At 72.4% G+C, this 13,790-nt stretch carries 8 protein-coding genes, 1 tRNA gene and 1 pseudogene; 2 read left to right on the top strand and 8 right to left on the bottom strand.

Going from position 1 to position 13,790, the window contains the following annotated elements:
* Window positions 1-5: 5 nt before the first annotated feature.
* From ACSJD1_RS13300 to ACSJD1_RS13335, 8 genes are all read right to left on the bottom strand, one after another.
* Complete coding sequence (locus ACSJD1_RS13300) at window positions 6-5,315, bottom strand: Ig-like domain-containing protein (RefSeq protein ID WP_438855769.1); 5,310 nt, start codon at window positions 5,313-5,315, stop codon at window positions 6-8.
* 203 nt (window positions 5,316-5,518) lie between these two features.
* Window positions 5,519-6,232, bottom strand: a complete 714-nt coding sequence (locus tag ACSJD1_RS13305; RefSeq protein ID WP_438855770.1) for an FHA domain-containing protein — start codon at window positions 6,230-6,232, stop codon at window positions 5,519-5,521.
* A complete protein-coding gene (locus ACSJD1_RS13310; RefSeq protein ID WP_438855771.1) occupies window positions 6,229-7,995 on the bottom strand; it encodes a serine/threonine-protein kinase in 1,767 nt (588 codons plus the stop codon). The genes ACSJD1_RS13305 and ACSJD1_RS13310 overlap by 4 nt, the downstream gene beginning before the upstream one ends.
* Entirely contained in the window at window positions 7,995-9,218 is a 1,224-nt protein-coding gene (locus tag ACSJD1_RS13315) for an FHA domain-containing protein (RefSeq protein ID WP_438855772.1), read from the bottom strand. The genes ACSJD1_RS13310 and ACSJD1_RS13315 overlap by 1 nt, the downstream gene beginning before the upstream one ends.
* A gap of 1 nt (window position 9,219) precedes the next feature.
* The gene (locus ACSJD1_RS13320; protein ID WP_438855773.1) at window positions 9,220-10,092 is read right to left on the bottom strand and encodes a PP2C family protein-serine/threonine phosphatase; all 873 of its coding nucleotides are present in this window, start codon (window positions 10,090-10,092) and stop codon (window positions 9,220-9,222) included.
* 110 nt (window positions 10,093-10,202) lie between these two features.
* Window positions 10,203-11,324, bottom strand: coding sequence for a TerC family protein (locus ACSJD1_RS13325; protein WP_438855774.1), 1,122 nt, complete (start codon window positions 11,322-11,324; stop codon window positions 10,203-10,205).
* A 169-nt stretch (window positions 11,325-11,493) separates the two neighbouring features.
* Window positions 11,494-11,569: transfer RNA gene (locus tag ACSJD1_RS13330), tRNA-Glu, on the bottom strand.
* Window positions 11,570-11,647: 78 nt separating this feature from the next.
* The gene (locus ACSJD1_RS13335; protein WP_438855775.1) at window positions 11,648-12,550 is read right to left on the bottom strand and encodes a diacylglycerol/lipid kinase family protein; all 903 of its coding nucleotides are present in this window, start codon (window positions 12,548-12,550) and stop codon (window positions 11,648-11,650) included.
* A 61-nt stretch (window positions 12,551-12,611) separates the two neighbouring features.
* On the opposite strand from ACSJD1_RS13335, the gene ACSJD1_RS13340 reads away from it, so the two are divergent.
* Both ACSJD1_RS13340 and ACSJD1_RS13345 read left to right on the top strand, forming a co-directional pair.
* Window positions 12,612-13,256 (top strand): MBL fold metallo-hydrolase, encoded by a 645-nt coding sequence (locus tag ACSJD1_RS13340; RefSeq protein ID WP_438855776.1) that lies wholly within the window; start codon window positions 12,612-12,614, stop codon window positions 13,254-13,256.
* 286 nt (window positions 13,257-13,542) lie between these two features.
* Window positions 13,543-13,790: pseudogene (locus ACSJD1_RS13345) on the top strand (hypothetical protein); the annotation flags it as partial.

Genomic DNA, 13,790 nt, shown 5'->3' on the forward strand with positions numbered 1-13,790 from the left:
CGGGGTCACCAGGTGTTGCTCTGGACGCCGCCGATGATCACGTACGCGTTCGCGTGGCCGCACCAGGAGTCGGGGAAGGAGCCCGTGTAGCTCCCGCGACCGTTCGAGACGTCGATGCGGATGTTGGTGTTCAGGCGGGTGCCGTTGCACCACGCGTAGCCGGAGGTCTGGCCGTCGGGGAAGCCCGACACGCTCACGTTGTAGTGCCAGCAGTCGCCGCCGCAGTAGCCGTAGGGGCCGCTGTAGTACCCGACCCGGGCGCCCTTGCTGAGGGCGACGACCTTCGGTTCGTTCTGCACGGAGAAGGAATCGGATGACGCGGTGCCCGCGCTGCCGCTGCCGAGGTTCACGGCGCGGACCGAGACGGTGTGCGATCCCGCGCCGACGCCCGTGAACCGGTGGGTGCGGTCCTGCCCGGAGTTCTGCCACGAGCCGCCGTCGATCCGGACGTCGTAGCGGACCGCGCCGCCGCCGGTGTTCGAGGGCGCATTCCAACTCACGTCGACGCTCGTCGGGGCGTATCCGTTGACCTGCGCGTTGACGCCGGTCGGTGCGCCCGGCGTGCCGTACGGCGTCGCCGACGCCGACTGCGGCGACCATTGGCCCCAGCCGATGGCGTTCTTCGCCCTGACCTGGAAGGTGTACGCCGTGCCGTTGGTGAGCCCGGTGAACTGCTGGTTCACGCCCGCGGCGCCGGCGCCGAAGGACTTCGTCTGGCCGTTGTACCGGACCTCGTAGTCCGTGATCGGCGAGTTGTTGTTGGCCGGTGCCGCCCAGCGGATGGTGACGGATCGATCACCGGAGTTCTGGATCGACGGCGCCGCCGGACGGTCCGGAACGTCGCGGACGACGACGATGACGCGGCCCTGCACCTCGCGTGCCGGGTCCTTCGTGCCGTCCTGGATGCGGTACACGACGCTCAGCGTGCCCGTGAACGCCGCGCCCGCGTTGACCGTCACGGTCGACGCGGTGTACGAGACGGATGCGCCGGCGCCGACATCCGCCTGGTCGATCTGGGCGCTCACCACGGTGAGGGGCGCGTCGGGCGCGAACGGATTGAAGTCGTTGGCGAGCACGTCGACGGTCGCGGTGCCTCCACGGACCATCTCGACGGGCCCGTCGTCGTTCGCCTTCGGCAGCGCCCTCGTCGACGAGACCACCTTCACGTCGACGTACCCCGGCACCGTGAACTCGTTGAAGACCACGTCGAACGAGATCCGCGCCTCGGTGCCCGGCTGCACGCCGAGCGGCGAGGACAGCCGGAGGATCGAGCCCTCCACGATGCTCGCGGCGATGTCGGCGTTCGCGCCCTGCAGGTTGCGGTACTCCACGCGCTGGATGTTGTCGGGGTTCGGCTGGTCGGTCGACGAGCGGAGGTCGACGTCGAGCGGCGCCTCGCCCGCCTCGATGGTCTCGCTGCGCGGCGTGAACGTCGGCGGGGTGTCGTTGAAGTCCGGGTCGCCGACGGTGATGGGGACGGTCAGGATGGCGGTGCGCCCGACGGGATCGTCGGCGCCCGCGCCGTCCGTCACCTCGAAGGTCAGCGACGCGGCGCCGCGGTAGTCGGCCGCCGGCACGTACTGCACGGCGGTGCCGCTGACGAACGCGGGCTCGCCCGCGTTCGTCGAGGTCGCCGACAGGATGAGCGCCGGGTTCCCGGAGGGCACGACGACGAGGTCGTCGACGTTCCAGCTGATGCGGCCGTTCATCGGCACGATGACCTCGCCGAGGTCCTTCAGGTGGGGCGCGGGGAACTTCGCCTTCTCCTCGGCGATCAGTTCCTCCGGCGTCTTGGGTCGCTGCGTCTCCTCGACGGTGTCGTCGCCGGACGGCACGGGCGGCACGATCACGAACGCCATCGCCGAGAGGTCGTCGAGCTGGTTCGTCAGGCGGTAGGCGACCGCGTAGCGCTGGCGTCCGGGCGTCACGTCGATCGTGCCGTCGGCGGCGACCACGGCTCGCCCGGCGTTCGGCCCCTCGAGCGAGACGGCGAGGTCCTCCACGAGGCCGCCCGGGTTCGTGGCATCCGCCAGCGGGTCGACCGTGACGACCTCGCCGTCGACGACGTCCTCCGGCTCGATCACCTGGTCCTCCGCCGTGGGCGGATCGATCACGGCGTCTTCTGTGACCGCGATCTGGAGGAAGGCCGTGTCGGCGCCGCCATGGCCGTTCGAGATCTCGTAGCGGATCGTGTACGCGGCCTCCTGCTGCGGGGCGGTCACCACGATCCGGCGGCGGTCCCGGATCTCGGCGTCGATGTCGTCGTCGACCTCGGGCAGGCCGGCGACGTGCAGCTGGTAGCCGCTCGGGTCGGAGTCGTTCAGGAGCACCTCGACCGACGCGGTGCGGCCCGGCTTCATCTCGATGGCGTCGTCGACCGCCTTCGGCGGCAGCTGCACCTCGGGCCGCGGGATCACGCCGATGCGGATCGTGCCCTCGGCGGTCGCGCCGAAGGTGTCGCGGACCTCGTAGCGGAATGCGTCGGTGCCGGCCGAACCGCTGAACGCCTCGTAGGTGAACGACGTGCTCGTGCGCTCGACGACCCGGCCGAGCTCGGGCGCGACGGTGATCCCCGTCAGGGTCACCGAGTCGCCGTCGGGATCGAGCTGGTCGAGCGGTACGTCGACCTTGACCGCAGACCCCGCGAACGTCCGCGAGGTCAGCGGCGTCGGCAGCGGGGCTCGGTTCTCGCCGGCATCGCGCCCGACGACCGTGAACCGCACGGTCGCCCGGGCGGTCTGCTCGGACTCGTCGCCGACCGTGTAGACGGCGCCGTAGACGCCGGGCTCCTCGGGCGCCTGGAAGCGGACGCGGTCGCCGTCGGTGAACGCCAGCCCCTCGGGAGCGTCGACCTCGACGAGGTCGGGCAGGAGGTGCATCGTCGCGGCATCCGGATGGGTGTCGTTCTCGAGCACGTCGACCGTGACGATGTCGCCCGCGCGCACGATGGCGCCGTCGTCTCCCGCGATCGGCGGCTGGTGCTTGACGAGCGGCGGAACGGGCACGATCGTGACACTCGCGGTCGACGAGTTCACGCCGTCGGAGACGGTGTACGACACCTGCAGCTGCGCATCGAGCGCCTGCGACGCGGTCACGCGGAGCACGGTGTTGGTGAGGATCTCGACCGAGACCAGCCCGTCGGCGGCGGAGTCGTCGATCGACTGCACGGCGAGCACGCGGCCGGAGGGCGAGACGTCGTTCGCGAGCACCGGCACGGTCAGCGGCTCGGCGGCGCGCAGGTACGCGGTGTCCTTGACCGCGATCGGGGGCAGCACCTCGGTCGGGGCCTCGACGACCTGCACGCGCACGAGCCCCTTGCTCGTGGCGGCGCCGGCCCCGAGCGTGTACAGGAAGACGTACTCCCCCGGCTCGGTGCTGGAGAACGCGATGGTGCCGCGCTCGATGTTGGGCGTGATCGACGGGCCCTCCGGCGCCTCCTCGAGCCCGAGCAGCTCGAGCCCCGCCCCGGACGGCGACAGGTCGTTCGCGAGGGGTTCGATGAGCGTCGTCTCGCCGGCGAAGGCCTGCGCGAAGTCGGGCGTGCCGATGGGGTTCAGGGTGCCGGTGGGCCTCACCTCGACGGTCAGGGTGCCGGCGGCCGTCGTCTGCCCGTCGGAGACCGTGTACTGCACCTCCTTGGTGCCGAGCTCGGCGGAGCGGTGCTCGAACGTGATCGTCCCGTCGGGGCTTGATCGCACCGTGTCGCCGCCCGTCGGCGAGGCGTTGACGAGGTACAGGTCGTCGCCGTCGGGGTCGTTCCAGTCGGCGAGCAGGTTGTACGAGAGCTGCTGGCCCTGCTCGACGCTGATCGCGGCCTGGCGGAGCGCGGCGGGCGCGGCGTTCTCGCTCTCCGGCACGATGCGCACGTCGACGGATGCCTCGGCGACGCCGCCGCGGCCGTCGTCGACGCCGTACCGGAACGACACGCTGCCCGCGGCCCCGATCGCCGGGGTGAACTGGAGGGCGCGCCCGCCGTCGATGAGCTCGAGCCGACCCGCGGCCTCCGAGACCTCCGAGGTGCTGGCGATCGTGAGCACGTCGCCGTCGGGATCGGTGTCGTTCTCGAGCACCTCGAGGACCGTCGTGCGCTCGGGCCGCACGCCGTACTCGTCGTCGCGTGCCACGGGTGGACGGTTCACGTCGGTCCGCTCGGCGAGCGTGTCCTCGAACGTCTGCTGGGCCGACTTCTCGTCGCCCTCGAGCTCATCGCTCTCCTCGGGCGGCGTGACCTCCTCCCAGTTGTCGACGAGTCGCAGGTCGGAGTCGACGAGCCAGGCATTGCCGTTGGCGAGGTCGTTCAGCACGATCACGTCGCGGTTCACGCGGAACTCGAGCCGAGATCCGGCGGTCGGCTGCTGGATCGCCGTCGACTGCGGGTCGGCGTCGGCGCACGCGAGCAGGTACCGGCCGACGGCGCCGCCCCAGGCGCCGTGCGCGCACTCGCCGAGGCGCACGGGCGCGGCGACCTCTCCGGCGCCCGCCGCCGCGACGTCGCCGCCGTTCGGGACGGCACGCACCGCACCGCCGCCGAGCGGCACCTCGAGGAGGCCCGTCGCGGTCGCGAGCACGACGCTCTCGTGCTCGGGCCCGGACTGCTGGAGGCGGAGGGCCGGCTCGGGCAGCGCGATCTCGCGCCCGTCGACGACCACGCGATCGGATTCCTCGTCGAAGACGACGGCGCGCTCGCCGACGGCCGCGAGCTGGTGCTCGCCGACGGCGGGGAGCTCGACGATCGTCGGCTCCGCCGCCTCGCGCGCCAACGAGACGAGCTCGCCGTCGCCGGGCGCCGTGGCGAGGATCGTGCCCTCGCGCGTGACGGCCACGTGCGCGCCGACGCCCGGCTCCGCGATCGGGTCGGTGCCGCGGTAGTCGAACGCGAGGTCGCCGTCGGCGTGCACGCGCCAGAGCTCGCCCTCGGGCGAGAGCACCGCCAGCACGCCGCCGGCGTACGCGATCTCGGACGCCGGCGGCACGTCGATGCGCTGCACGAGCGTCGTGAAGGACGGGTCGATGCGCTCGAGCGAGCCGACGCCCGGGTCGAAGAGGAAGGCGTCGTCGCCGTCCTGGAAGACGTCGATCTCGTTCGTCGCCGTCGCGACGGCCGCATCGAGCTCCTCGATCTGACGGTTGAGGCGGCCGGCGAGCAGCTCCTCGGCGTTCGTGACCCACACCTCGCGCGCTCGCAGGTCCGGGTCGGTGACGGGGAATCCCTGGTGCGCCACGGCGAGGCCGACGGGCACGCCTGCGAGCACGGCGAGCGCGGCGGCCGAGGCGACGTTGCGGCGCGACCGCGCCCATGATCTCAACGTGACCACAGATTCGTCTCCCCCGGTGCGTTCCGTCGGTAGGGCGTCGGATATCACCGCCGAAGAGACCGGCGGGTCGCGCATACGCTAACACGCCGATTCGGGGCCCCCGAAATGGGGAGCGGTCCCCACCCGGCGACGGATCCGGAGAGGATCCCCCGCAGCGTGCAGCGCGAACCGGAGATCGGCCTCCGGCGATCGGACGCCCGCGATCAGGCGTCGCGCGCCGCGCCCCTGCCGCCGTCCGCGTCGAGCAGCTCCAGGTCCTCCGCGCTCACGAGGCGCGTCGCCACCGCGTACTCCACCAGCCGGGCCCGTCGGTTCACGGCGAGCCGGCCCCGACCGCCGCGCAGGCCGTCGACGCCGACCTTGTCGAGCTTCTCGCACACGTTGTCGAGCTTCCGGTTGAACGTCGTCATGCTCCAGCCGAGCCGCGCCGCCGCCTCGGCCGAGGAGGGCACGGTCGCGCGCCCCGCGCTCGGCTGCGAGAGCACGTGCTCGGCGAGCGCGACGATCAGCTGCCGCTGGCTCGTGGTGAGCGTCACCGGCAGGATCGTCGTGCCGCCGTCGGCGGGTGCGGCGGTGAGCGAGGTGTTGTAGAAGTCCTCCTCGGCGTGCACCGTGAAGTCGTACGTCGTGGCGCCCGCGCTGAACATGACGTGGACCGACTTGAACACGAGCGGCAGCTTCGCACCCGGCGCCACCCAGGACTGCACGCTGCCCGTGGCATCCGACACCGTCGCGGAGAGCAGCTGGCCGACGTTCGAGAGCCACCACAGGCCGAACTCGCTCGAGAGCGTCAGGAAGGTGCGGTGCAGGTACGGGTTGTCGTCGATCGTCAGGTCGGACTCGCGCCCGATCGTGAACGTGCTCCCCGCCTCGACGGTGTACCACTCGCCGCAGTACTCGACCCGGAGCGGCCTCACGGGATGCACCCCGTGACCGGCTCCGAGGTCTTGCTACCGCGCTGCACCTGCACCTCGATGCACACCGTCTGCCCGGCCGCGACGCCGTCGACGACGATCTCGGGCCCGTCGGCGACGGCGGTCGAACCCGAACCGTCGGATCGCTGCCACCGGTAGCGATCGCCGTCCTCCGCGCCGACGTGGCTCACGGCGAAGACCGCCCTCCCATCGGCGATCGCGCCGGGCTCGACCACTGGTGCCGGCACGGTCGCGGCGACCACCGCGTCCTCCGCCGTCGTCGGCGAGTCGTCATCCGACTCCCCGCCCGGGCCGCCGAGCGCACCGCCGAGCAGGAGCGCCGCGCTCACCGCGACGATGACCGCGATGCCCGCGACGGCCGTGATGATCCCGGCGATCGCGCGTCGGCCGCCCGTCGGGGCGTCGCCGGCCTGCCGCGCGCCGTCGCTCCCGCGTCGTCCGGGCGCCGCGGTCGTCGCGCCCTCCACGGGCTCGCTCGCCGGCGTGGGACTCAGCGCCGGGCGGATCACCGTGCCGTCCTCCACCGGCGCCGACCCGAGCGTCGGAGGCGCTTGAGCCGCGACCTCGCGCACGCCCCGGACGTGCGTCGCGTCGTCGGCGACCGCGCCGACCGCGGCGACCGCGGTTCGAGGCGCGCCGGCCCCGCGGTCCGCCATCGCCGCGGCCTCGTCCGACGCCGTTGCAGAGGCCGCCCAGGGCCCGGGCGCGGGGATGCCGGCCTCGACGACCCGCACCGACCGGGCGCGGGTCGCGGGCTCGTCGTCGGATGCCGGCGTTGATCCGTCCGGCCCGTCACCCGAGCCCGACGACTCGACGAGGTTGGGCACCTCGATCCCGGTCACCGAGTATCCGAGCTCCAGTTCGATGCGCTGCAGCGCCCGACCGAGTTCGACGGCGCTCCGGAACCGGTCCTCGCGCCGCACGGCCATGCCGGTCGCGAGCACCGACTCGAGGCTCGCCGGCACGTCGTCGCGGCCGATCGGCGTGATCCGGCCGCGTTCGATGCGCCCGATGAGGTCGAGCGGGCCGTTCGAGCGGCCCGGGACCTCGAACGGCGTCCGCCCCGCGAGCAGCGTGTGCACGGTCGCGGCGAGCGCGAACACGTCGCTGCGCGTGTCGGGTCGCGGGTCGTCCTCGAACATCTCGGGCGGCGACCACGGCACGCTCATGCCCACGGCCGCGCGATCCGAGCCCGTCCCGGAGCCGGTGGCCGCGGCATCCCCCGTGAAGCTCATCGTGTGGACGGGCAGGTCGCCCTCGAGGTCGGAGGAGATGCCGAAGTCGCTGAGGGCGGGCCATCCGTAGTCGTTGGTCAGCACGTTCGCGGGCTTGATGTCGCGGTGCAGGATGCCGGCGGCGTGCGCCGTCGCGACGGCACCCGAGAGGCGGATGCCGGTCCGCAGCGCGTCCTCGACCGAGAGCGGCTGCCGCTTGTACCGCTCGGACAGGCTCGGTCCCGAGCAGTACTCCATGACGAAGTACGGGCGGCCGTCGGCCGAGACGTCGGCGTGGAAGATCGTGACGATGAAGGGGTGCGCCGACAGCCGCGCCATGAGGTTCGCCTCGGCGACGAACTGGGCGCGCGTCGAGGCGTCGATGTCGTCCGCGAGGAGCACCTTCACGGCGACCTTGCGGCGCGGCAGGCGCTGCTCGTAGAGGTACACGTCGGCGAAGCCGCCGGATCCGAGGAGGCCGAGGTGCGTGTGACCGGGCAGCTCGGGCGGCGCGGCGGGCGGGCGCCGCATCAGCGCGTCACCACCTGGACGCTCCAGCCGCCGCCGAGGTCGATCACGGTGTCGGGCAGCACGGGGGTCGCCTCCGACGGGCGGAGCCGCAGCGGGGGCTGTCCCGGCGCGACGACCTGGGTGCCGTTGCGCGAATCGAGGTCGGTGACGACGACGGTGCCGCCCTCGACGGCGACGCGCAGGTGCGTGCGCGAGATGTCCGGGTCGCCGGCGCCGATGACGACGGGCCGCGGCACGCGGGTGCCCGCCACGCGTCCGATCGCGGGCGCGCGCCCGAGCACGATCTCGCCGACGATCGGTTCGATCGACCCGTCGGGCATGCGCAGTGCGAGCGGCGGCGACGCGGGGGCGGATGCCGCAGGCTCGCGTGCCGCATCGGCGTCGCGCTGGTCGCGGAGGCGGCGGATGTCGGCTGCGGCCACCGTCAGCCCGTCGTGGTCGCCGAGTTCGGGCGCCCCCGCCGGGGCCGTGGGCGTCACCGTCGCGGCCGCTGCCGCGGTCGCGGTCGCGGCCGCGCCGTGCTCGAGCGCGGAGGCACCGCGCACCGCAGGCTCCGGCAACGCGGACGGCGCGGAACCGAAGTCGGGTGGCACGATCTGCGCCGGCCGATCGAACGTCGGCCGCTCGGTCCGCGAGACCCCGACGACCGTGTCCTCGGGGACCATGGTGCGCTCGTCGGGCACGACGGTCTCGGAGGCGGGCTCGACGGCGGCAGGCGGCTCGAGTGCCACGACGTCCTTGACGGCCGCCGCGGCGGCCGGTTCGGCGGGCGCGACCGCCCGAGCTGGCCGCTCGGTTCCGGCTCCCACGCCCCATTCGACGACGGATGCCGCCACCACGCCCTCGACGATGGGCAGGCGGGTCCCCTCCGCGGCGCCCCCGGCAGCCACTCGGACGTCCGGGTACCCGTCGACGGCCCGCTCCTGCCAGGTGGAGACGCCCGCCCCGGTCACCTCGACCTCGCCGAGTTCCACACGGAGCTCGCCGCGCACGAGCACGCGCGCCGTTCCCGTCGCGCCCTCGCGCACCACGAGGGCGAAACTCGGCGCGGCCGTGATGCCCGCACCCGCCAGGCGGTCGATGACGTGCGCGGCGGCGGCACCGTCGAGGCGGGGCCAGAGCGCGAGCAGGTCGTCCGCCCGTTCGGCGGGCAGCACCAGCAGCGCCTCGTCGCGCACCGCGGTCAGCCAGCGACCGCCGTGGTCGGGCACGTACTCCGCCACGTCATCCCCCGTTCCCGCGCGGCGTGGTCTCCTCGACCACGGCCGCCACGCCGACTTCCCGGTCGCGCGTCGTGCCGTCCTCGTCGGCGGCGCCGCCGAGATCGGACTCCACCACGATCGCGCTCACGTTGTCGCGTGCGCCGGCCGCGAGCGCGGCATCCACCAGTTCGCCCGCGAGACCCGCCGCGTGCATCGAGTGCCCCGCCAGGATCCGCCCGATCTCGGCATCGCCGATCTCCTTCGACAGTCCGTCGGAGCACAGGAGGAACACCTGGCGTCCGGTCGCGGGGATCAGCCACACGTCGGGTTCGACGTGGGCGTCGGCGCCCATCGCGCGCGTGATGACGTTCCGGTCCGGATGCCGCTCCGCGTCCTCCGCGCGCAGCAGGCCCGCGTCGACCATCTCCTGCACGGCCGAGTGGTCGACCGTCACCTGCTCGAGCCGCCGGCCGTCCCAGGCGTAGACCCGCGAGTCGCCGACGTTGAACACCATCCAGTGCACGCCGCGATCGTCTCCCGCGTCGACCAGGGCGATTCCCGAGACCGTCGTCCCGGCCACGGCCGTGCCCTCGTCGCCCTCGTCGGAGAGCGCACGGACCACGTCGTTCGAGCTGTGGATCGCGTCGAGCACCCGCTCGGGCGTCGACGGGGCGCCCGCCTCGAGGTGCCGCCGGAAGGTGTCAACCACGGCGCGGCTCGCGGCGTCGCCGCGAGCGTGGCCCCCCATGCCGTCCGCGACGAGGTACACGGGCGGCTGCGCGAGCAGCGAATCCTCGTTCACCGTGCGGACGTTGCCGACGTGGGTGCGGGCGCTGTGGGCGATCCGGGCCGATCCCGTGGGGATGGGCACGACACCGCTGCCGTCAGACGTCACGTGATCGGGTCCTCTCTGGGCAGGGCAGAGTTCACGCCGTGGGGCGCAGTCGCTCCACGCTAGCAAGCGCTCGCCGCGCTCGCGTCACCCTCGTCCCGGGGAGGCGGCCCTCAACGCTCGACCGACGAGCTGTCGGCGTCGCGATCCCGCTCGGCCTCGCCGCCCTCCTCGGTGAAGTGCGGGATCTCCTCGCCGAGCGTGTGGCCGCGACGGCGGGCGTCGAGGTTCGCCTTCACGAGGCTCGCCACGGTCGCGACCGCCATCGCGCCGATGATCACGGCGAGCGAGGTCCAGGTCGAGATGTCGGGCGCCCACTCGATGTGCTGGCCGCCGTTGATGAACGGCAGCTCGTTCTCGTGCATCGCGTGCAGCACGAGCTTCACGCCGATGAACGCGAGGATGAACGCGATGCCGTACTTCAGGTACTCGAGGCGTTCGAGCAGGCCGCCGAGCAGGAAGTAGAGCTGGCGGAGCCCCATGAGCGCGAAGACGTTCGCCGTGAACACGATGAAGGGGCTCTGGGTGATGCCGAAGATCGCGGGGATCGAGTCCAGCGCGAAGATCAGGTCGGTGGTGCCGATCGCGACGAACACGATCAGCATCGGCGTGAAGAAGCGGCGGCCGTCGATCATCGTGCGGAGCTTGACGCCGTCGTAGTCGTTCGTGATCGGCAGCCGGCGTCGCAGCATCCGGATGAGCGCCGAATCACGGCCCTCGTCCTCGTGGTCGCCGAACGCCTGCTGCGCCGCGGTGTAGAGCAGGAAGGCGCCGAAGATGTAGAAGATCCAGCTGAAGTTCTCGATCAGCTGGGCGCCGAGCAGGATGAAGATGCCGCGGAGGATGAGGGCGAGGATGATGCCCACCATGAGCACCTCCTGCTGGTACTTCCTCGGCACCGCGAACCTGGCCATGATGATGACGAAGACGAACAGGTTGTCGATCGAGAGGCTGTACTCGGTGAGCCAGCCCGCGAGGAACTGGGCGCCGTGCTCGGCGTCGCCGATGACGAACATCAGACCGGCGAACACGAGCGCCAGCGCGATGTAGAACACGACCCACAGGGTCGACTCCCGGAATGACGGGACGTGCGGGCGCTTGATCACCATCAGCAGGTCGGCGACGAGGATCAGCGTCAGGACGACGAGCGAACCGACTTCGAACCAGACGGGCAATGCGGTCACGGAGAGCCTTTCGGAGGGTGCGGCAAGGGCCGAAAGTCTCTCCCCGCGCATCGGATGCGCCGCCACGCCCGGAGCGGCTTCGACGGCGCTCGTACTGACGATCGTGGCCCGGACCGAACGGCCCGGCGGGATACTCCCCTTCGCTCGGACGAGTCTAGCGACCCGCCCGCGGAAACGACGAACGCCCCCGCATCATGATGCGGGGGCGTTCGCCTGTCATTGGTGACCCCAGCGGGATTTGAACCCGCGCTACCGCCGTGAGAGGGCGGCGTCCTAGGCCGCTAAACGATGGGGCCTCGCTGCGACGTGTTCGAGTATGGCATACAGCTCCGGCCCATTCCAAATCGAGCGGCCGGCCGCGCCCGAGTACCCGGTCAGGCGAACACCCGGAGCGCTCCCGGGACGACTTCGACCTCGACGGGGAGCGGCCCCACGCGCTCGCCGTCGGCGTAGGCGATGATGTCGTCGGCCTCCACGCGGACCCGGTGCGCGCGCACGAACTCGACGGCCGGGTGATCGACATGCTCCCCCGCGAACACTCGCGGGAACACGCCGAGCAGGCCGATGCGCGACAGGGGATGCACGATGAACACGTCGAGCACGCCGTCGGCGAGGTCGGCGTGCGGGACGATCCGCATCCCGCCGCCGAGCGACGGCGTGTTGGCCACTGAGACGAGCATCGCGGCCTGCTCGCGCCGGACGCCGTCGATCGTGATCGCGTATCGGCGGGGGGTGAAGGTCGCGAGTTCGCGCAGGAGCGCGATCGTGTACCGGCTCGGACCGCGCGGACGGGTCATCCGGTTCGCCCGTTCGTTGACGACGGCATCGAAGCCCGCCGAGAGTACGCAGGCGAACCACGTGCGAAGCTCGCCGTGCAGCATCAGCCCGAGGTCGATCGACTGCGACGGCCGCCGGAGCGCCTCGACGAGCGCCTCGATCCCGGCCTCGGGATCGTCGTGCGGCAGCCCGAGGGCTCGGGCGAGGTCGTTGCCCGTCCCCGCGGCGACGAGCCCCATCGGCACCTGGGACCCGGCGAGCACGTTGACGCCGAGCGAGACCATGCCGTCGCCGCCGACGACGACGAGCCCGTCGGTCCCCGCCTCGAACGCCGCCTGCACCTCCCGTCGAAGGAGCTCGAAGTTGTCGGCGCGCAGCTCGGTCACCTCGTAGCCCTCGGCCTCGAGCCGCCGTGCGGTGGCAGGACCGATGGACCGGTTGCGACCGAACGAGGCGCTCGGGTTCACCGCGAGCAGGAGGCGACGGGGGCCACGCGACATGCAGCGATCATGGCAGGGCAACCCGGTTGCGCGCACGACACGCACGGTGTTGGCTCGGAACATGCGCGTCACGAAGCTCGAGCATGCCGCCCTCGTCGTCGAGCACTCCGGCGACCGGCTCTTCATCGACCCGGGCAAGTTCACCACCCCGATCACGGAAGCCGCCGGCGCGCTCGCGGTCGTGATCACGCACCTGCACGACGATCACTGGACTCCCGAGCAGCTCGGGCGGATCCGCGATCGGAGCCCCGGCGTCCGCGTCTTCGGGCCCGAGGGCGTCGTCGCCGCGGCCGCCGAGGCCGGCATCGAGGTCGGGCGCGTCGCCCCCGGCGACGAGGTCGAGGTCGGACCGTTCCGGCTCCGCTTCTTCGGCGGACGGCACGCCGTGATCCATCCGTCGATCCCGGTCATCGACAACGTCGGCGTGCTCGTGAACGACGCGCTCTATTACGCGGGCGACTCGTTCGCCGTGCCCGAGGGCGTGGCGGTGGACGCCCTCGCAGCGCCCGCGGGTGCGCCGTGGATGAAGATCTCGGAGGCCATGGACTACGTCATGGCGGTCCACCCGAAGCGCGCGTTCCCGACGCATGAGATGGTGCTCTCGCGTGCCGGCAAGGAGCTCTCGAATCTCCGCCTCGCGTGGGCGACCGAGCAGGGCGGCGGCGAGTACCTGCCCCTCGAGCCGGGCGACTCGTTCGACGTCTGAGGCGACGGATGCCGCGGCATCCGCTGTGGGTCCGACACAACGGTTCGGGCGTGCACCGCGGGCCGATTGGCGGATCCGGCTGAAGTTCTCGCACGTTCATTGACGGGCGCACGGGCGCTCTGCCAGATTCATGCCACTTTCGGCCGCGACGGAGCGACCGTCGGCCGGACGTCTCGGCCGAGGGCCCCGCGCGGACACGAGTGGCGGCGCCCCGGCACCCCGGCGCCGTCGGTCCTGCACCCACGCACACGGGCGCCTTCGGCGCGCCGGAAACCCAGGAGACTCGATGACGAGAACCGACCCCGCCGTGCACCGCCACGGCCTCGGCGTGCGGATCGCCGCCGCTGCGACGACCATCGCCCTGATCGCCCTCGCGGCGTTCTTCCTGCTCACCACCGACACGATCTCGGCGGGAGCCACGCGGCTCTCCGACGGCGCCGGACGGGCCGACGCCGGTGCGGCCGAACTCGCCGACGGCGCGGAGGCCCTCGCCGCCGGCGCCGGCGAGCTCCGCGACGGGGCGTCGGCCGCGGC

The organism is Agromyces excoecariae (genome assembly GCF_051715505.1).
In the GTDB taxonomy this organism is placed as follows: Bacteria; Actinomycetota; Actinomycetes; order Actinomycetales; family Microbacteriaceae; genus Agromyces.

Excerpts from the sequence above, each read along its gene's own strand:
- ACSJD1_RS13310 (WP_438855771.1), bottom strand. The coding sequence starts at position 7,995 with ATGCGGCGCCCGCCCGCCGCGCCGCCCGAGCTGCCCGGTCACACGCAC.
- ACSJD1_RS13340 (WP_438855776.1), top strand. The coding sequence starts at position 12,612 with ATGCGCGTCACGAAGCTCGAGCATGCCGCCCTCGTCGTCGAGCACTCC.
- ACSJD1_RS13325 (WP_438855774.1), bottom strand. The coding sequence starts at position 11,324 with ATGCGCGGGGAGAGACTTTCGGCCCTTGCCGCACCCTCCGAAAGGCTC.
- ACSJD1_RS13335 (WP_438855775.1), bottom strand. The coding sequence starts at position 12,550 with ATGTCGCGTGGCCCCCGTCGCCTCCTGCTCGCGGTGAACCCGAGCGCC.